19 protein-coding genes are annotated in these 19340 nt (G+C 58.2%); 15 read left to right on the top strand and 4 right to left on the bottom strand.

The window, feature by feature from the left end; translation table 11 throughout:
- Window positions 1–105: 105 nt before the first annotated feature.
- Complete coding sequence (locus ACYP2Q_RS11330) at window positions 106–1146, top strand: threonine aldolase family protein (protein WP_459730522.1); 1041 nt, start codon at window positions 106–108, stop codon at window positions 1144–1146.
- 61 nt (window positions 1147–1207) lie between these two features.
- Here ACYP2Q_RS11330 and gbcB read toward each other — a convergent pair whose 3' ends face one another.
- The gene (gene gbcB, locus ACYP2Q_RS11325) at window positions 1208–2308 is read right to left on the bottom strand and encodes a glycine-betaine demethylase subunit GbcB (protein ID WP_459730521.1); all 1101 of its coding nucleotides are present in this window, start codon (window positions 2306–2308) and stop codon (window positions 1208–1210) included.
- Between the two features lie 282 nt (window positions 2309–2590).
- Between gbcB and gbcA the strand changes: the two genes are divergently transcribed.
- Window positions 2591–3886, top strand: a complete 1296-nt coding sequence (gene gbcA, locus ACYP2Q_RS11320) for a glycine-betaine demethylase subunit GbcA (RefSeq protein ID WP_459730520.1) — start codon at window positions 2591–2593, stop codon at window positions 3884–3886.
- Between the two features lie 814 nt (window positions 3887–4700).
- On the opposite strand, the gene ACYP2Q_RS11315 is transcribed toward gbcA, so the two are convergent.
- A complete protein-coding gene (locus ACYP2Q_RS11315) occupies window positions 4701–5885 on the bottom strand; it encodes a retropepsin-like aspartic protease (RefSeq protein ID WP_459730519.1) in 1185 nt (394 codons plus the stop codon).
- A 273-nt stretch (window positions 5886–6158) separates the two neighbouring features.
- Here ACYP2Q_RS11315 and ACYP2Q_RS11310 point away from each other — a divergent pair, with 273 nt between their 5' ends.
- The 13 genes from ACYP2Q_RS11310 (at window position 6159) to ACYP2Q_RS11250 (ending at window position 17804) form a co-directional block, all read left to right on the top strand.
- Window positions 6159–6668, top strand: coding sequence for a type II secretion system protein (locus ACYP2Q_RS11310; RefSeq protein ID WP_459730518.1), 510 nt, complete (start codon window positions 6159–6161; stop codon window positions 6666–6668).
- Complete coding sequence (locus tag ACYP2Q_RS11305; RefSeq protein ID WP_459730517.1) at window positions 6643–7032, top strand: type II secretion system protein; 390 nt, start codon at window positions 6643–6645, stop codon at window positions 7030–7032. Before ACYP2Q_RS11310 ends, ACYP2Q_RS11305 begins: the two co-directional genes overlap by 26 nt.
- Before the next feature lie 219 nt (window positions 7033–7251).
- Entirely contained in the window at window positions 7252–7854 is a 603-nt protein-coding gene (locus ACYP2Q_RS11300; RefSeq protein WP_459730516.1) for a type II secretion system protein, read from the top strand.
- 77 nt (window positions 7855–7931) lie between these two features.
- The gene (locus ACYP2Q_RS11295; protein ID WP_459730515.1) at window positions 7932–9452 is read left to right on the top strand and encodes a lytic polysaccharide monooxygenase; all 1521 of its coding nucleotides are present in this window, start codon (window positions 7932–7934) and stop codon (window positions 9450–9452) included.
- A 262-nt stretch (window positions 9453–9714) separates the two neighbouring features.
- A complete protein-coding gene (gene gspG, locus ACYP2Q_RS11290) occupies window positions 9715–10155 on the top strand; it encodes a type II secretion system major pseudopilin GspG (RefSeq protein ID WP_459730514.1) in 441 nt (146 codons plus the stop codon).
- 2 nt (window positions 10156–10157) lie between these two features.
- The gene (locus tag ACYP2Q_RS11285; protein WP_459730513.1) at window positions 10158–10622 is read left to right on the top strand and encodes a transglycosylase SLT domain-containing protein; all 465 of its coding nucleotides are present in this window, start codon (window positions 10158–10160) and stop codon (window positions 10620–10622) included.
- Window positions 10619–11803, top strand: a complete 1185-nt coding sequence (locus ACYP2Q_RS11280) for a type II secretion system F family protein (protein ID WP_459730512.1) — start codon at window positions 10619–10621, stop codon at window positions 11801–11803. Before ACYP2Q_RS11285 ends, ACYP2Q_RS11280 begins: the two co-directional genes overlap by 4 nt.
- Window positions 11804–11807: 4 nt before the next feature.
- Entirely contained in the window at window positions 11808–13445 is a 1638-nt protein-coding gene (locus ACYP2Q_RS11275) for a GspE/PulE family protein (protein WP_459730511.1), read from the top strand.
- Entirely contained in the window at window positions 13426–14160 is a 735-nt protein-coding gene (locus ACYP2Q_RS11270) for a hypothetical protein (protein WP_459730510.1), read from the top strand. Before ACYP2Q_RS11275 ends, ACYP2Q_RS11270 begins: the two co-directional genes overlap by 20 nt.
- Window positions 14157–14720, top strand: a complete 564-nt coding sequence (locus ACYP2Q_RS11265) for a hypothetical protein (RefSeq protein WP_459730509.1) — start codon at window positions 14157–14159, stop codon at window positions 14718–14720. The genes ACYP2Q_RS11270 and ACYP2Q_RS11265 overlap by 4 nt, the downstream gene beginning before the upstream one ends.
- Before the next feature lie 3 nt (window positions 14721–14723).
- The gene (locus tag ACYP2Q_RS11260) at window positions 14724–15284 is read left to right on the top strand and encodes a GspMb/PilO family protein (RefSeq protein WP_459730508.1); all 561 of its coding nucleotides are present in this window, start codon (window positions 14724–14726) and stop codon (window positions 15282–15284) included.
- The gene (locus ACYP2Q_RS11255) at window positions 15281–15802 is read left to right on the top strand and encodes a hypothetical protein (protein ID WP_459730507.1); all 522 of its coding nucleotides are present in this window, start codon (window positions 15281–15283) and stop codon (window positions 15800–15802) included. The genes ACYP2Q_RS11260 and ACYP2Q_RS11255 overlap by 4 nt, the downstream gene beginning before the upstream one ends.
- 19 nt (window positions 15803–15821) lie before the next feature.
- Window positions 15822–17804 (top strand): secretin N-terminal domain-containing protein, encoded by a 1983-nt coding sequence (locus tag ACYP2Q_RS11250; protein ID WP_459730506.1) that lies wholly within the window; start codon window positions 15822–15824, stop codon window positions 17802–17804.
- 78 nt (window positions 17805–17882) lie between these two features.
- Here ACYP2Q_RS11250 and ACYP2Q_RS11245 read toward each other — a convergent pair whose 3' ends face one another.
- Window positions 17883–18461: an N-acetyltransferase family protein gene (locus tag ACYP2Q_RS11245; RefSeq protein WP_459730505.1), complete on the bottom strand. Its 579-nt coding sequence runs from the start codon at window positions 18459–18461 to the stop codon at window positions 17883–17885.
- A 100-nt stretch (window positions 18462–18561) separates the two neighbouring features.
- Window positions 18562–19332 carry an electron transfer flavoprotein subunit beta gene (gene etfB / locus ACYP2Q_RS11240; RefSeq protein ID WP_459730503.1) on the bottom strand — a complete coding sequence of 257 codons (771 nt, stop codon included), beginning with the start codon at window positions 19330–19332 and terminating at the stop codon, window positions 18562–18564.
- Window positions 19333–19340: the final 8 nt, after the last annotated feature.

Below are 19340 nucleotides of genomic sequence, written 5' to 3'. Positions count from 1 at the left end.
TGACAGCGACATCCCGTGTGCTCTCCTGACGATCTTGGGTACAGTGCGCACCATCATTGACCACGAGACGCTTCACCATAAGCGTCCCGACCACGGAAGCAGGCCATGACCGATAAGAGCCAACAATTCGCCAGCGACAACTATTCCGGCATCTGCCCTGAAGCCTGGGCTGCCATGGAACAGGCCAACCATGGCCACCAGCGCGCTTACGGCGACGACGAGTGGACCGCCCGCGCGTCCGACGATTTCCGCAAACTGTTTGAAACCGACTGCGAAGTGTTCTTCGCCTTCAACGGTACCGCCGCCAACTCTTTGGCCCTGTCGTCGCTGTGCCAGAGTTACCACAGCGTGATCTGCTCGGAAACCGCCCACGTCGAAACCGACGAATGCGGCGCACCGGAATTCTTCTCCAACGGCTCCAAGTTGCTGATCGCCCGCACTGAAAACGGCAAGCTGACGCCGGATTCGATCCGCGAAGTCGCGCTCAAGCGCCAGGACATCCACTACCCCAAACCCCGCGTCGTGACCCTGACCCAGGCCACCGAAGTCGGCAGTGTCTACACCCCGGACGAAATCCGCGCCATCAGCGCCACCTGCAAGGAACTGGGCCTGAACCTGCACATGGACGGCGCGCGCTTCTCCAACGCCTGCGCGTTCCTCGGCTGCACGCCAGCGGACCTGACCTGGAAGGCCGGCGTTGACGTCCTGTGTTTCGGCGGCACGAAAAACGGCATGGCCGTGGGCGAGGCGATCCTGTTCTTCAACCACGCACTGGCTGAAGACTTCGACTACCGCTGCAAGCAGGCCGGGCAGCTGGCTTCAAAGATGCGCTTCCTCTCCGCCCCTTGGGTCGGGATCCTGGAAAACGGCGCCTGGCTCAAATACGCCCACCACGCCAACCACTGCGCGCAACTGCTGGCCGAACTGGTGAGCGATATTCCAGGCGTGGAGCTGATGTTCCCGGTCCAGGCCAACGGCGTGTTCCTGCAACTGTCGGAACCGGCCATCGCCGCACTGACCGCCAAGGGCTGGCGTTTCTACACCTTCATCGGCAACGGCGGCGCACGCTTCATGTGCTCGTGGGATACCGAGGAAGAGCGCGTACGGGAATTGGCCAAAGATATTCGTGAAGTGATGAGCGCCTGACGCCAAACCTGCAGGAGCTGCCGCAGGCTGCGGCAGCTCCTTCAGGGATTTTCGGTGTGAGTTAGAACTCGATACGCACGTCACCCTTCGGCACGCTGCAGCACGACAGGATGTAGCCTTCGGCTTCGTCTTCCTCGGTGATCCCGCCGTTGTGCTCCATCTCCACTTCGCCACCCAGCTTCAATACCTTGCAGGTACCGCAGATGCCCATGCCGCAGGCTTTTGGAATCAGCAGACCGGCCTTGGCTGCCGCGGCGTGAACCGTCTCGCCCGGCGCCACTCGAATGCTCTTGCCGGACGCGACGAACTCCACCTGATGCAGATCCGCCACGTCGAGTTCCGGTGCGTCGGCCGCCTGTTCGGCATGTTCCACGGCGTCGGCACGCGCCTCTGGCGGGGTCGCGCCGAAGGATTCCTCGTGGTAACGCGACATGTCGAAGCCAGCGGCTTCCAGCAAGCGCTTGACCGCATTCATGTACGGTGTCGGGCCGCAGCAGAACACTTCGCGCTCAAGGAAGTCCGGCGCCATCAATTCGAGCATTCGGTGGTTGAGGTAGCCGCGATAACCGGCCCAGGGCTCACCCATGCCGTGCTTCTCGCAGATCAGGTGCAGGCTGAAGTTATCGATCCGCGACGCCATGTGTTCCAGCTCGCGATGGTAAATGATGTCCTTGGGCGAACGAGCGCTGTGGATAAACACCATGTCGACATTGCCGTTGGTGTCGTAGAACCAGCGCGCCATGGACATGACCGGCGTGATACCGACGCCGCCGCTGAGATAAAGCACCTTGGGCGCGGTGAAGTCCATGGCATTGAACAGCCCGACCGGTCCGTGTACCGCCAGCTCCTGGCCTTCGTGCAGGGTGTCGTGCAGCCAGTTGGACACCTTGCCGCCCGGCACGCGCTTGATGGTTACCGAAAAGCTGTACGGCACCGACGGCGAGCTGGAAATGGTGTACGAGCGCATGATCGGCTGGCCTTCGATTTCCAGCTCCAGGGTGACAAACTGCCCCGGCTTGAAAAAGAACAGGATCGGCTGGTCAGCCATGAAGCAGAAGGTGCGCACATCCCAGGTTTCCTGGATGACTTTGACGCAACGGACGATGTGCCGGCCATTGGCCCAGGTCTGGGTGGTTACCGGGTTCAGGAAGCTGTTGGACATGCTGATCTCCACGGCCGACTGTCGGCCTTCATGTTGGCGATTCTGCGTATAGCGCGGACCACCCATTTACCTATCTGCGACATTCACATGCTTATCGCGACCAGGCCCCAACTACCGGGGCTTGCGCGTCGGGAACAGATTGCACCATGTCGCCCATGGATAAGGTTCTGGCCAGCGCCGGCCCCACACTCGCTCCACACAACGACAGTTTTTTACACCTTGCGTAGCAACCCTGATTAGTCACTTTCGCCGGCCACACAGAATGGCCTTGAGGATCAAACGATGGACGTCACTACTACCCTTAGCCTGGGCGATCCGCTGGAACCCGCACGCAAGGCCACCGCGCAGATGCTGCAAGAGCGCGAGCGCACGTTCTCGCTGCCGCAGCCGTTTTACTCTGACGAGCGCCTGTTTGATATCGACATGCAGGAAATCTTTCAGAAAGAGTGGTTGATCGCCGGCATGACCTGCGAGATCCCCACCAAGGGCAACTACCTGACGCTGCAAGTGGGCAAGAACCCGATCATCGTGATTCGCGGCGCAGAAGGCGTCGTGCACGCCTTCCATAACGTCTGCCGCCACCGCGGTTCGCGCCTGTGCACCAGCGAAAAAGGCAAGGTCGCCAAACTGGTCTGCCACTACCACCAGTGGACGTACGAACTGGACGGTCGCCTGCTGTTCGCCGGCACCGAGATGGGCGCCGACTTCGACATGAAGCAGTACGGCCTGAAACCGGTGAACGTGAAGACCGCCGGTGGCTACATCTTCATCAGCCTGGCGGAAAATCCGCCGGCCATCGATGACTTCCTGTCGACGCTCAACCATTACATGGAACCGTACGACATGGAAAACACCAAGGTGGCGATCACCACCACCTTGATGGAAAAGGCCAACTGGAAGCTGGTGCTGGAAAACAACCGCGAGTGCTACCACTGCAATGCGTCGCACCCGGAGCTGCTGAAAACCCTGCTGGAATGGGACGACGTCACCGACCCGCGCGCCGACCAGGCCTTCAAGGACCACGTGGCCGCTTCCGCCGCCGCCTGGGAAGCCGAGAAGATCCCTTATGCCCACGCCAGCTTCGGCCTGCGTAACCGCATCGTGCGCATGCCGCTGCTCAAGGGCACCGTGTCGATGACCCTGGACGGCAAACAGGGCTGCGCCAAGCTCATGGGCCGTATCAAGAACCCCGACCTGGGCTCGATGCGCATCCTGCACCTGCCGCACTCGTGGAACCACTGCATGGGCGATCACATCATCGTGTTCACCGTGTGGCCGATCAGCGCACAGGAAACCATGGTCACCACCAAGTGGATCGTGCACAAGGATGCCGTTGAAGGTGTGGACTACGACGTGGAGCGCATGCGCCAGGTCTGGGACGCCACCAACGACCAGGACCGTCGCCTGGCAGAAGAAAACCAGCGCGGTATCAACTCCACCGCTTATCAGCCAGGGCCCTACTCCAAGACCTATGAGTTTGGTGTGGTGAACTTTGTGGATTGGTACAGCGAGCGCCTGTTGAGCAACCTGGGTGCCGAGCCTGCGCCGTACCTCAAAGGGGTTCCGGTTCAAGGCTAATGCACCCCCCTGTAGGAGCGAGCTTGCTCGCGAAAAACCTGAGAGAACCGCGGGGTGTCAGGCTCCCGCGTCATCGTTGACCTCCATCGCGAGCAAGCTCGCTCCTAACAAGGGCTTGCTCGCGACAGGTTATCCCCCGCACCACATTTCCCATTGTTTAGAACTGTACGAAATATGACCTATTCCGTTCAGCGCTATGCTCTACGCGCCTCCCAGCCTTCCGCAAACAAGTTATCCACACCTCCACCCACAGCAAATGGGGACAACTGTGGAAACACGCAAAACTTTTTCCACAAAAACTAAAGAAAAACCGTGACTTATCCAAAACCAGGGTTTGCAGTAGCGATTGATCATTTTTTGACCTAAAGCTCGAAAGCCACGCCGCACCTGGCCTGCAGAGGATCGCGAACACCTTATCCACAGAAACGCCAACAGTCTTTGGGGGCAACTTCCAGAGGGTTGTGGAAAACCACTGAAAGCCGCGATATTTCTAGGTTTGCGGACGGTTTGTTGATTGAAACAGTCGACTTGATCATTTTTCAACCAACAGCCTGAAAGACATGAATTTAAAGGCCTGCAGCGTTAAGCAAACATCTTATCCACAGAAGCGCCAACAGAGATTGGGGGCAAGTTCGCTCACTTGTGCACATTCACGTTGGGAAAAAAGCCATGAAAAACCGGGGTTTAGGCTGGTTGTTTTTTGATCTGATGGCTGCAGCCCGCGATCTGTATAGGTTACAGCGAGGGGCGAACATGTTATCCACAGAAGCGCTAACAGGGATTGTGGGTAAACCGGTCAACGGTTCTAAAACGATCAAACCCGGTTAAAACATGAGCGACCCGACTCGACGTCCAGGTTCAATTCAAAATCATTGAAGGCGCGCCACCCGAGCAAGATCGACGGCACATAACGCCCCTGCAACCACGACGGCGGAATGGAGAAGCCCGGGTAATATTTGTAAGTGAGGACCTGGGTATCACCGGGCAACTTCAATTCACCGTTGAAAGTTTGATAGCGCTGTTTCTCTGCGGGGCTAACGGTTGAGTGGTCGGACTTCACGACGTTGAACAATTCACCCGGCGCAGCCGATGTCAGGTAGTCAACGTTTCCGGTATCCACGATTGCCACCGTTGCCCGGTTATCCAGCCCTGCGGCGATCGTCAGCCTTTGGTTGATGTCCATGCGGGTGTAGGCAATCGGCGAGTCGCACCGCGCGACCAGGGCGGCATTGAGCACCAGGGTTGTGCGGGTGATTTTCAGGCGTCCCAACTTACTGATCAGATCGAGCCCCAGCAAGTTGTCCCGGTCGCTGACAAAAACCAGCACATTCCTGAACTCGCTTTCTCCTACCTTGATGGAATCAAGAATCCCCAATCTGGCAGACAGTTCGCGCTCGCCATAAAACGTGCTGTAGGCGTAGTGGGAGTCAGTCAACAACTTGACCCCCATCAACCTTGCCGTTTCGGCATTGACCCGGGTTTGCGGGGCGCCTGTGTCGAGAACGAAACGCGCCAAGTGACCATTGCCCGCGCCGACATCGATAAACGGCAGCACCTCTTCAGCAATGAACGCGTCACTGGCATACGGATGGATCGGCAACACCTCGCGGCGTTTGTTTCTTGTTACCGAGAAGTCCTCGGTCGCCCTCAGGATCGAGAGGGATTCGTTGCCAAACATTGAAAACAGGCTTTTCAGTTCTGGATCGGCCTCTATCGCCCGGGCGTGTCTGCGCTTGATGGCCAGAAGGTAATCAGGCAATTGGTTGGCGGCCTTGGCTTCGAACATTCGGGCGATGACGGACACTGAACAATTCAGGTTCTTCGCGGCGTCCAGCACTTGGTCGCAACGCTGGCGCATTTGCTCGAGGGTCGCTTTTTGACCTTGTTCAGACGCTATCCACTGATAGAAATCGGCCTCGGGCGTGTTGGCTTGCATAGCCGCCATCGAATCCGCAGACAACAGTGCAAGGAGCGTCAGGGTCCGACCGAAAGCCTTCATGTTCAACCCGTTCATAAGAACAGCGCACATAAAACTATAGTTCACAGCGGCAAGTACGCTTTTTACATGCCCGCAGCCAGCAAACGCCGCTGGCGAAAGCGCATTAACCCGTTTAGTACCCTACCAAACCGTGAGCAACGCGAACACTATCAGTTCTGCTAGGGTCCAAGTTGTATTGTTCAAAACAAAATCTGTTTACACTCAGGCAAGCAGTTATTTCCAATTGCCTGGGTTGTTGAAGAAGTCCTTGGCCGGCTTGGAGGTTAAACGGTGATGTGGCACGGCAAGCTATCGTTGATAGCGCCTAGCCATCGAAGCGCCAAAGGTTTTACGCTGATTGAATTACTACTGACACTGGCTCTGCTGGCCACTCTTTCGACAGTAGCTTATCCGCTGACGGCGATGATGGGAAAACGCGACCGGGAACTTGAACTGCAGCGTTCGCTGCGGGAGATACGGCGGGCGATTGATTCTTATAAAGAAGCGGCGGACGACGGGCGTATAGAAATAAGCATCAGTAACAGCGGTTACCCCCCCAACTTGCAAGCCTTGGTCCTGGGTGTCACGGACAAGAGTGATCTCAATGGCAGGAAAATGTTTTTCTTACGCCGTATCCCCCGCGACCCCGTTTGTGAATGCCCGGAACTTTCACCGATCGATACCTGGCAGTTACGCAGTTACCAAAGTAGTTCCGACAACCCATCCGAGGGAGAAGATGTTTTTGACGTTTCATCCCGCAGTCAACGGGAGAGTCTCAATGGGACGTCCTACAGCCAATGGTAACCGGGTTTCCCGGGGCTTTACCTTGATCGAACTATTGGTGGTCATGGCGATCATTGCCACTCTCATGACGCTCGTCACCCCCCAATACTTTCGCCAACACACCAAGGCTCAGGAAACCGTACTTCGACATAACCTTACGTCAATCCGCCAGTCCCTGGACCAATATCGAGAAGATCACGGCAGCAACCCACAATCCCTCCAGGAACTGGTAAACCGCCGCTACTTGAGGGAAATCCCCATCGACCCACTTACCGGCAAGCGCGACACCTGGCAATTACAAGCCTCCGATGACCAAGGCCTGGGTGATGTACGCAGCGGCGCCTCAGGCCAGGGCAATGATGGAACGCCTTATGCGGACTGGTAAACAGCACCCATGCTGACACCTGCATGGAATGCCGGAAGCTCTTCAATTCCCCCGTTGCCACATCCTTTATTTCTTCTCTTGTCTTCACCCGACCGCTCGTCGCAACTGGTATTTATAACAGCTAGTCGCCTACGTTCGCTTGGCGTATTCATTTAACACATGAGTTTTATCCTGCAGTTTTTCCGGGCTCATCCCAAATAAAGCGAAATGAACATGCCAATGAAACAGCACAATTCGATTGGTCACGGGGAAGAATTCATATCGCTATTTCAGATGCGGGATTTTCTATTAAACACACGCTTAAAAGAAACAATCACGATCAACTTCAAGCAGCACCAGCAGGGCTCTGTGTTCATGGGCATGTTGGTTTCAGTGGCGATTGTCGCGGTCATGCTGATGGAGGCGGGCACACTTTGGTCGAGCGTGCTGCAGCGCGAACGTGAACTGGAACTCCTGGCCCGTGGCGGTGAAATACGCCGGGCTATCGGCCTTTATTACCAGCATGGGCAAATTTTTCCTAAAACCCTCGACGACCTGGTGCTGGACCGTCGCATGCTGACCACCAAACGTTACTTGCGCCGGGTTTATAAGGATCCCCTACTGGATACCAACGAATGGGGCCTGATCAAAGGTCCGGGTGACACCATCATGGGCGTCTTCAGTACCGCCAAGGGAACACCTTTCAAGCAAAACAACTTCTCCAAGGAGAATCAAAGTTTCACAGGACAAGGCAGTTATCAAGGGTGGATGTTTCTGTATGGCCCTGGACAGAGTAACCCTGCAAAAAGCGTCACGCCCAATGGAGCTGAACCTACTGGATGAAGCCGACAGCAACGCCTTTCCCTGATTGTTCCATGCAGTTCGGAACACACTTATCTGAATTGAAGGTGGACACCCACATGAAGAACTTACAGCGAAATATGCACGCATTGCTGCGGTGGCTGATGGCGGCATTGTTTTTACTACCAGCACTAGGCTGGACCCATGGAGCTGTTGATATTCCTGTTTCACGACAGGTTCATTGCTATACGCTTCCAGATTTCTGGGGAGGCACCAATGATCCGGCCTGTAAAGCTGTGCACAACGAGAGTGGAACGTACCCGGGACAACAATGGAACGAAGTTGCAAAATTGATAAAAAGTAGCGAAGGCTACGACTACAACGATCAGTCTACCGTCGAAAAAATGATACCGGATGGTAAACTTTGCTCGGCAGGCGACCCGCTTAAAGATGGCCTTAATCTACCCTTGGCAACATGGGACAAAACAACTGTAACGCCTAAAAATGGCACCATTGAGGTGCGAATCATTGGCACAGCCCCCCATGTGCCCAGCTTCGTGAAAATTTATCTCAGCGAACCCGGCTATAACGCGGCGACGACGAAATTGAAGTGGAGCGACCTGAAAAAAATCCATGAAGAACAGTTCACGTCATTTCGTACCGACTGGGGCACCCAGCTGCCGAAAGTTACAGGCGCGAGTGGTTTCTTCAAGGTCAACGTAGAAATCCCCCCTGGCCGCACAGGTGACGCCGTGCTGTATACCCGGTGGCAGCGTGTAGATCCCGATGGCGAAGGGTTCTACAACTGCAGCGACATCACCATTGCCGGTGGAGGGGCACCTGATCCGCTGCATGATCTTGGCCCATTCATTGGTTCCGACATGGATCGCATCAAACCAGGTGACTCGGTGCATTTCCGCATCCTCGACGATACACCTGCCGCCAAGGAAATCGTCGATATCACGCACAAGATTGACCAAAGCAATTTGAACCCTAACATCTGGGGTCGTCAGGTAGCTGAAAAAGTGGGGGCGAATATCGCCAAGATTGGTGAAAAAAGTGGCACTAATGTGGTGTTCAACGCAACCAATGCTAGCGCCAACTCTGTTTACGCAACCAAGGAGGCTTACACCAAAGCCATGTCCATCATCGCCGGGGGTGGTGAGACGCCTGTCAATCCGACGGCGCCGGTAGCAAGGATCACGGGGCCTGCCACATTGGTTTCAGGACAGACTTATACTTTTTCTGGCCAGTCCTCTGTCGGGTACAACGGCAGGTTAGCCTTTAGTTGGGCGCCCGCCGGGGAGACCGAAAAACTGGACGGCGACACAGTGACATTCAAGGCGTTCACCTCCTCACAACCGACACCACACATCGTACGGTTGAACGTGCGCGATGCACAAAACAAGAAAACCAGCCAAGCCGAATTCCCCGTGACAATCAATCCTGCGGGCGGCGGTAACCCGGACCAATGGGTAGAAGGTACGGAATACACAGCGGGCGCTGTTGTGTCCAACAAAGGCAGTCGTTATGAGTGCAAGCCATGGCCATTCACTGGCTGGTGTAAAGGACCTGCAAGTGCGTATGAACCCGGCGTAGGACGCGCCTGGACAGATGCTTGGGATGAAGTAAAAAAATAGAATAATAGGCTCATCGGTATAAGCGCCGCGTGCTTTTGTGGCGCTCGTACCTGAAATTTATATCTCCTTAACCATCACCGATAACAGAAAGCACAAACAACACCTTACACAGCTTTAAATAAGCATCACCGCCACTGCAAAAAGAACAATAGCTAATACATAGTCACAAACATCGAAGTCCTACCGGAAGTGCCCTCTGAAGTTGGGCCGGGAGAGTAAAAAGTAAAACGCCTTACCTAGGCACTTCCCAAAAGGTATCGCCATGATTTGGTTATCGTTACATCTTCGTACGTTGCGTGCGCAACACGGCTTCACCTTACTGGAGCTTTTGGTCGTGCTGTTGATCATCGCCCTGCTGGCCGGTTACGTCGGACCGAAGATGTTCGATCGCCTTGAATTAGCCAAGGTGCAATCCGCCAAAGGCCAGATGAAGTCCCTGGGTGATGCCTTGAATCAGTATCGCCTGGACAACAGCCATTACCCCAGCGAAGCCCTGGGCTTGAAAGCACTGACCGAACGCCCGGCGTCCGAGCCCAATTGGCATGGCCCTTATCTGCCCAAAGGCGCACCGCCAGACCCGTGGAACAATCCCTATCTGTTGAAAAACCCCGGCGCAACCCACGAAATCGAAATTATCTCCCTGGGGCGCGATGGCCAGGCCGGAGGCGAAGGAACGAACGCCGACATCGTGTTTGGTCAATGACCATGAACCGCTGCGTCCCGGTACTGGCCGCCTTGTTATGGGTCAACGGCTCACACGCCAATTGCTGGCAACTGGCGGGCAGCCGTTATCACATCGACCCGCTATTGCTCTACGCCATCGCCAAGGTCGAGTCCAACCTGACCCCATCCGCCCGTAACTTCAACAGCGACGGCAGCCATGATATCGGCCTGATGCAAATCAACAGCCGTCATCTACCGGTATTGGCGCAATTCGGCATCACCGAACAACACCTGCTGACCCAACCCTGCACGAGCGTGATCGTTGGCGCGTGGGTGCTCGCCGGGTTCATCCGCGAGAAAGGTTACGACTGGCAAGCTGTCGGCGCCTATAACGCCGGCACCCGTCCCGGGCGCGATGCCCGACGCACGCGCTACGCCGCCGCTGTCTGGCGATACTACGGCGAACTGCAGCGGCGCCGCTCACAACTGGCCGGGCAGACACCATGAACGACTTCGACGTACGCATCATTCGCGATGGTCATTTGCAGACCTTGCGCGTCCAGGCTCCGGACCTTGCCCAGGCTCGCCGGCAACTGCAGGACGAGGGTACGCAGATCATCTCTGTGCAAGCGCGTCGACAGCTGAAACTGCCCAGCCGCCGCACAAAATTTGCCCTGGGTCTGTTCATCCAGGAACTGGTGGTACTGCTGGACGCCGGCCTGGTGCTGGTGGAAGCGGTGGAAACCTTGCGCGACAAGGCAGAGCCCGGCGTCAATCGGCAGGTCATGAGCGAGCTGCTGGAATCGATGTACCAGGGCAACGCACTGTCCCGGGCGATGCAGCTCAAGCCGCAGACGTTCCCTTCGCTGCTGATCGCCACCGTGGCCTCTTCGGAGCACAGCGGCCAATTGTCCGTCGCCTTGCGACGTTATCACCACTTTGAGGCGCATCTGGAAACGGTGAAGAAGCGCGTCAGCGGTGCGCTGATGTATCCCCTGGTGGTACTGAGTGTTGGCGCGTTGGTCCTGTTGTTCTTGTTGTTTTTTGTGATCCCCAGATTTGCCTCGGTGTTCGATGCGGTAGCTGATCTGCCGGCGACTGCGCGGTTCATGGTTTGGTGGGGTGCACTGGTGCAAGCGCGCGGGATGGAGCTGATGCTTGGCACCCTGGCGGCTGTCGCCGGACTCGTGCTGCTGCTGCGCAGCGCCGCCTTCAAGCAGCGTGCCGCCGCACTGTTCTGGAAAATCCCGAGCCTGGGCGCCCAACGCACGCTGTTTATCCTCGCCCGTTTTTATCGCACCGCCGGCATGTTGCTGATGGGCGGGATGCCGGTAGTGACGGCGATCGAGCTGTCCGGTGCGCTGCTGCCCGGCGAACGCCAGGGCTCACTGCACCAGGCCATTACAGACATCCAGGCCGGCCAGCCACTGTCGACTTCTCTGGCACGGCATCAACTGACCACTGCTGTCGCTGAACGCCTGTTGCGGGTCGGCGAGCAAAGCGGCGAATTGGCAGCCATGTGCGAACGCATCGCGCAATTTCACGACGAAGCGCTCGAACGGGCCATCGAATTGTTCAGCAAAGTCTTCGAGCCACTGCTGATGCTGGTGGTCGGCGGCTTGATCGGGCTGATCGTGTTCATGTTGTACATGCCGATTTTCGAGCTGGCTGGCTCCATCCAGGGGTAATGCGATGATTGATCAAATCGGACAATGGCAAACGCTGGCCGACCAGAAAGGGCTATCGATGGCCAACTATCTGCTGGAGGAACTGAACAAGGCGCCCGAGCAATTGCCAGCGATTGCCACCCGCCTGGGCCTGAAGGCTATCGACCCGCAGGCGCTCGACGGCCATTGGCGTTTCGACCTGCTGCCACTGCCACAGGCGTTGATTCATCATCTGCTGGTAGTGGACTGGCAAGGTGAACCCTGCCTGGTGTTGGGGGATCCGTTTTCACTGGCCAGTCGGCGCTGGATCCAGTCTTCGAAAACCTTGCAGCCACTGCCGCTGGGCATGAGCTTGCCAGGCGCGGTGAAAGCGCAGCTGACCCTCGCCGAAGCCAGCCAACGGGTCATGCAACCTTTCGGCGAAGACGACGAAAACGCTCGAGTCATGCAGGCAGCCCAAGAGATTTCCTTGAGCAGCATCGCCCAGGATGACAACGCGGTGGTGCGCCTCGTCAACTCCATGTTGTTCGATGCCCTGCAAAGCCGCGCCAGCGATATTCACGTCGAAACCACCCCTCAGGGCCTGGAGATCAAGTACCGCATCGACGGCGTGCTGCAAAAGATGGGACAGGCCGCCGGCCTGGACATGGCCGAGCAGTCTCTGTCGCGGATCAAGGTCTTGTCAGAGTTGGATATCGGCGAACGACGGGTGCCCCAGGACGGCCGTTTCAAGGCCCGGATCCAGGCCCGCGAGGTGGATTTCCGGGTTTCGATCATGCCCAGTATCCACGGGGAAGACGCCGTGCTGCGTATCCTCGACAAATCGCAGCGAGGCGAATCCTTGAGCCTCGACACCCTGGGACTGGCCCCAGACACCATCGAGCGCATCCGCACCCTCGCCAGCGAGCCCTACGGCATGTTGCTGGTGACGGGACCGACCGGCAGCGGCAAGTCCACCACCCTGTATGCCGCCTTGTCGGAGACCAACACGGGCGAGAAAAAAATCATCACCATCGAGGACCCGGTGGAATACGAGTTGCCGGGCGTATTGCAAATTCCAGTCAATGACAAAAAGGGACTGACCTTCGCCCGTGGTCTGCGCTCGATCCTGCGCCATGACCCAGACACGATTCTGGTGGGGGAAATCCGCGACGGGGAGACCGCTGGCATTGCCGTGCAGGCAGCGTTGACCGGGCATCTGGTGATGTCCTCGGTGCATGCCAACAGCGCCTTCAGCGTGCTGGAGCGCTTCATCTACATGGACGTGGAACCGGCCAGCTTTGTCGAGGCACTGAACGGCGTGGTCGCCCAGCGACTGGTACGGCGTATCTGCGAGGAGTGCGCCGTGGATGTCGAGCCCGATGCCGAACTGTCGCGGCTCGCGAAGCTGTCGCACGTGCATTTGGAGAACGCCAGGTACCGGGTCGGCAAGGGTTGTGAGGCGTGTCGTCACACCGGCTATCGCGGGCGATTGGCACTGGCCGAGGTGTTAACCGTCACCGACAGCATCAAGGAAGGCTTGCTGCAACGCAGTTCGGCGTCTGCCCTGCGGGAACTGGCGCAGCAAGCCGGGCACCTGTTTATGCGCGATATCGCACTGGCCAGCGCTGCCGCAGGCCACACCACACTCAAGGAGATCCACCGTGTCATCTCTCTGTATTGAACATGTGGTGTTGCTGCAAAGCACAGGGGCCACATGGGCCGCTCGCCCCCGCTGGAAAACGGGAACGACCTGGCGCGGTCACCAGGACGGCGACCCCCTGGGTGCTTGCGCCACGCTGCTGGAACAGGTGCCCAGAGGGCGTTTGCGCTACCTGGACCGGGTCACGGTGCTGCTTGGTTTCCCCCACGCGCATTACTGGATGCTGCCTTGGCAAGCCGGCCTCTACAGCCAGGCCGACTGGCAAGGTTACGCCCGGGCGAGCTTCAACCAGCAGACCGGTCTCGACCCGCTCCCCTGGCAGGTACAGGTCGCCTCCGCAGGCTTTGGTCACAGCCGACTTGCGGTGGCCACCCCCCTGGACCTGCTGGAAGACTTGCGCACGCTGTTCAAACTCAAGGCCATGCCCTTGGACACTTGTGCCCCCTTGTTGACGGCAGCGTTGCAGCATTACGCCAAACAATTACCTGGCGACTGTGTATTGGCGGTGCCTGAAACCAGCGCCCTCGGTTGCGTGTACATGCAGCACGGGGCAGTCAGTCAGGTCTGCTTGATCCACACCGCGCCCGACAGCCTCTTGAGCGACAATCTGTTCACCGCAAACCTGCTGGTTGAGCAACACGCACCCGCCACCTTTGTCGCAACCCATCGACCCATTGCGCCACCAGAACACTGGTTGGGACCACCCCACCCCTGGTTGTTGGAGCCCGCACCATGAACCTCGCGTTCTGGAAACGCTGGAGCCGCTGGCAACGCCTGCGGGCCCCGCGCTCACCGACGGTCGATTTTCTTCACCCCGACGGCGCCCTTCGTCCCCTTGTGGCGTTGCTATGGCTGATCACCCTGATGGTGGTGTTCACGACATGGGAGCACTGGCAACAGATGCACGATCAGCAGCGCCAGACCGACGAGCTGGAACAGCAATTCATCCAACTGGCCCGACAACAGGAACAACTGATTCAGTCTGCCATCCACCTTTCGCCACGGCAAAAACAACAGCTGGCGATCTTCGCTGAGCAAGCAGCCACCCCTTTCCCGCTGCTCGATGCCTTGGGGCAGGCATGGTCCCGGGAAGTGGCTCTGACACGCCTGGAGGTCAACACCCAGACCCAAATACTGAACCTGGACCTGGAAGCCCGGTTGCTGGGCGACGCGTTTCGTTTTGTCGAGCGGCTCAAGGCTCTGGAGGGGATCCATGTGAGCCTGCAGCAAAGCAGCCGCAAGACCAACGATCCGTCCCGCCCGGTGCTGGTAAAGCTCACACTTGGCGGCGGGTAAGTCATGATCAAGCGTTTGACTCGTTACCTGCCGCCCCGTACTCAATGGCTAACACGCCTGCGGTGGCAACTGGTGTATTGGCAGCAAATCCTTGGCTTCTGGGGTGTGCTCGCCCTCGGGATCATGACCGGCACGCTGTTGGTCAAATTGACGCTGATTGGCCCGGCCCTTGAACAGGATGCCTTGCGTCGCCAGGAACTGCAGTCAGCTATCGCAGAACGCCCCCAGGATGTGCAGGTCACCGAGCCGGCAGCGATAGAGAAATTACCCGATGCCCAGGCCTTCGCCACTCGCCTGGAAAAGATCCTCACGCTGATTCAGCAACAGGGTTTCAGCATCGATCAGACGACACTGTCCTACTCCACGCCCGGCGATAGCGGCTTGCAACGCCTGGACATCGAAATTCCGCTGACGGGCACTTACCCAGCATTACGTCAGGCCTTGGCGGCCGTGGTGCAAGAGCCGGCGATACGCATCGAGAATCTCACCCTGGAGCGCAAGGAGATCGACGCCGCGCACCTGACCATCGGCCTCAAGCTGAGCATGTTGGGGGTGGTCGAATGAAAGTGCCATGGTATTTGCGCATCCTGCTGCTACTCACCCTGTTCGGCTGCGGCTGGTTGTTCTGGCAGGATCAGACCGGCAGCCCCGACACGCCAACATCCCCTGCTGCAGCAGCGCCCGCAGTATCCACCCCGACTCCACCTGAGCCGACGCAAACAGCAGATGCGGGTACCGGTCCCTTGGTAGACGTATTCCCGATTCAGACCTGGAAACCACCTCCTCCCCCCCCGGCCACCAACAACCCGACACCAACACCAACACCGACACCGACACCGCCGCCACTGCCGTTCGTTGTCAGTGCGCAATGGCGCTATCAGAACCAGGACAAGATCGTCGTGCTGAGGGGGAATGGCAACCAATACACCTTGTGCAACCGATGCGCGGTTGCGGGCCGGATTCGCCCGGGTGGCCTGATCGACAAAGACTACCGGCTGGACAAATTGACCGACACCAGCGTGGTGCTGACGTACTTGCCCATGAAGCACGCCAGCACTTTACGCCTGGGTACCCAACCGTGACTGGAAAAAGAGAACGCTCATGTCATCGCGCACATTAGTTCACGGCTGGCTTGGATTGATCCTGTTGACCGGTTGCGAAACGCAGCGCGCCATCGAGCAAAGCGACGAACTGCGCCAACAAGGTCAAATCATCGATTCGGTGGAGTTGCTGCAAGCCGAGGCCAAGGAAAACCCCGACGATATACGACTGCGCACCGCCAACTTCAGCAAGCTGGAAATTCTCGTCGCCCAATACAGCCGCGAGGCCAATGCCGCATTGATGCGCGGTGATGACGCCGCGGCCATCGCCGCCATGCAAACCATCCTCAAGTACGACCCCAGCAACCTCGGCGCCCGCCAGGAAATCCAGAGCATCCAGCTGATGAAGCAGCTGCGCCCGCAATTGGCACGGGCTTTCGCGATCAAAGACAGTAACCCGGTAGAAGCCCTGCAGATGGTGCGCCAGATCATCGCGCAAAAACCCAACTACCGTGCAGCCCTGGAGCTGCGCAATGTCCTGACCCGCGACCTGGTGAGTGCCGACAACCTGAGCCCCGACCTCAGTGATGCCATGCGCAAGCCGGTGAGCCTGGAATTCAGTTCCCAGAGCCTGACGGCCATTTTCGAGACCATCGCCCGCGTGTCAGGGGTCAACTTCGTCATCGACAAGGACGTGAACCCCAATGCCGCCGCGAGCATGACCGCCACCAGAACCACCGCTGAAGATGCGCTCAATCTTTTGCTGGCAACCCAGCAACTGCAGAAGAAAATCCTCAACGCCAACACCATCCTGGTGTATCCCTCACGGCCGGAAAAAGATCGCGAATACCGTGAGTTGGCAGTGCGCACCTTCTACTTGAGCCACAGCGACCCGAAGCTGATCGCCGCCGAAATCAAACAATTGCTCAAGCCCAAGGAAGTGCTGGTGGATGAACGCCTCAACGCAGTGATTGTGCGCGATGGTCTCGACACATTGAGCGCCGTCGAAAAACTGGTGGAAGCCATCGACATCGCCCAGTCGGAAGTCACCATTGATATTCAGGTGCTCGAAGTGAGCCTGATGGACGAACAGAACCTGGGGATCGCTTACCCCGAAAGCATCGGCCTGTCGGTGGGCAATTTCGCCAACTTGCCTGAGGGTCTCGCCGGAACGCCCATCAGTGCATTGCGGGGGATCAATGGCGATAACATTTTGCTCGATACCGGCAGTACTTCAGCACGGATCAACCTGCTACAACGCAGCGGCAACACCGTGACCCTGGCCAACCCAAGGGTTCGGGTGAAAAACCGCGAGAAGGCTCAGGTCAATATCGGTGACAAGATCCCCGTCATCACCACCACTACCGCCAACTTGATCAGCACCTCGTCAGTCAGCTACCAGGACGTGGGCCTGAAAATCGAAGTGCAGCCCAACATCAGCCTGGCCGACGAAATCAGCCTCGATCTGTTTGTGGAAATGAGCCATATCACCAAACGTATCCCTGGTTCAGAAAATGTACCGGCCACCTTCGAGCTGGGCTCGCGCTCCACCAAGACCATGCTGACGGCACGCAACAATGAAACCCAGGTGGTCTCGGGGCTGATCCGCACGGCAGACGTTGATGAGGGGTCGGGGTTGCCCTGGCTGAGCCAAATCCCGTGGCTGGGTAAAACCTTGTTCGGCACCAATCTGGGCACCCAGCAGAAGACTGAAATCATCCTGCTGCTCACACCCCGAATCGAACGTAATCTGGATCTGCCGATCTCCCAGGTCAGCACCTTCCACAGCGGCACCGAGGCGCGCAGTTCCACCGAGGGGATGATCCTGCGAGACACGAGCAACAACGTCACGCTCAAATCCAGTGGTGGCTCCAGCGCCCTGAATGCTCCGCTGCCACCACCGATGCAGCAACCGGACGCCACCTGGCAGCCGTTGCCTGCGCCGGTGGAACAGCAAACGGCACCGCCTACGGTGCCACCTACCGTGCCGCCTACGGTTGCGCCGCCACCCGCTCCTGCGGTTGTTGTCCCGCAAATACCCTAGAGCGACTGCGGGAGCAGGTTTGCTTGCTCCCGCTTTGCTCCTGCGCGGCGTCGAACCAGCGAACCACACCCTCTTCGATCAGCAGCTTGAAAATGGCCTGAGCATGAGATAAGCGTCACCCGTGACCCGGATCATCGGGTGAGGCGTGACCCGGCAGGTCTTGATGATTGAAAAGCCGTGCCTTTCATAGAAACGCCGCGCACCGGTATTGGCGGCATAGTCGATGAGACTCAGGCCTTTGAGTCCGAGCCGGTTGGCGCGGTCTTGAGCATGAGCGAGCAATTGAGCGCCCAGGCCACGATTTCGATAGCCCTCGTGCAGGGCAAGGCTGGAAATGTAGAGTGTGTCCGGGACCTCCATGTCGGCATAGGGCGCCAGGACCGGGTCGGTCGTTGGCACTGCCTGCGGGTCCTGGCGCATCACGTAGCTGTGTATCATGCCGACGACTTCGCCATCGGACTCGGCGATCAGGCAGTTCTGGTAGGAAAAGTCCACGTCGTCACGGGCATATCGAATCGCGCCGACATCCAGCAGCTCCTGACCCGGTTCGGCCAACTGGCTCCAGATGTAGTCCGAAGCACCTTCTGATGAGATCTGGAACAAGCGCGCAATTTCACGCGCATCGGCGCGCACGGCTGAACGAAAAACAACATCCATTTACATGAACTCCACAGGGCATTGGGCGTTCGTTTTTAACGCGAACGCGCCGGGCACAACAATGCAGGGAATGGGTAGATTTATATCCGGTTGTTGCAACTCAGCGCACCACGCCCTCTTCGATCAGCAACTTGAGAATCGCCTCGGCCCCCGCTTGCGCCGTAACGCCCTTGAGCACTTGCCCCCCGCCACCACTGGCCTTGGCCGTTGCAGCTTTCATGCGATCGGCGCCGCTCTTGGCTTTGATCACTTTCAAGCGTTTCGGTCGTGGCTTGGCCGGTTGCAGAGTGGCGACGGCCAACAGTTCGTCGTCGATGACCTCCACGTCGTCAGCTTGCAACAGCCCGCGCCGGGCCGGGCCGTAGGCGCTCTGGCGCGGCTTGGGTGCGGCGTTATCCACAGTCGCCAGGAACGGCAAGCGCACCTTCAAGCGACGGCGCTGACCACGCGGTAAGGCTTGCAACACCAGCGCAGAACCGCCATCGATGGACTCGACCTGCGCCAGCCCCACCACCAGCGGCCAGCCAAGGCCTTCGGCCAGCAGGAACGGCAGCATGCCCGAGCCTTCGCCGGTTTCCGCCTGGCTGCCGGTCAACACGACCTGAGCGCCGGCGTCACGCAAATACGCGGTCAAGGCCGGCAGCGCATCGGCGCCTTGCGGTTGTTCCAGTACATGCAACTGTTCCAGCCCCATGCCCAGGTACGCGCGCAAGGCCGGCTCGGCGACATCGCCGGCGTGCAGCACCTGCAAGTTATCCCCAGCCAGTTGCAAACCCAGTTCCACCGCCCGCGCATCCTGTTCCGCACGTCGTGGTCGACCGGAGGTCGGGTGGGCGCCGATGGACACCAGGCTGATGATTTTCGTGCTCATACCCCTTT

It is taken from the genome of Pseudomonas sp. MHK4 (genome assembly GCF_054600775.1).
The sequence above is the reverse complement of the archived record's forward strand: the minus strand, read 5'-3'. Positions and strand labels throughout refer to the sequence as shown.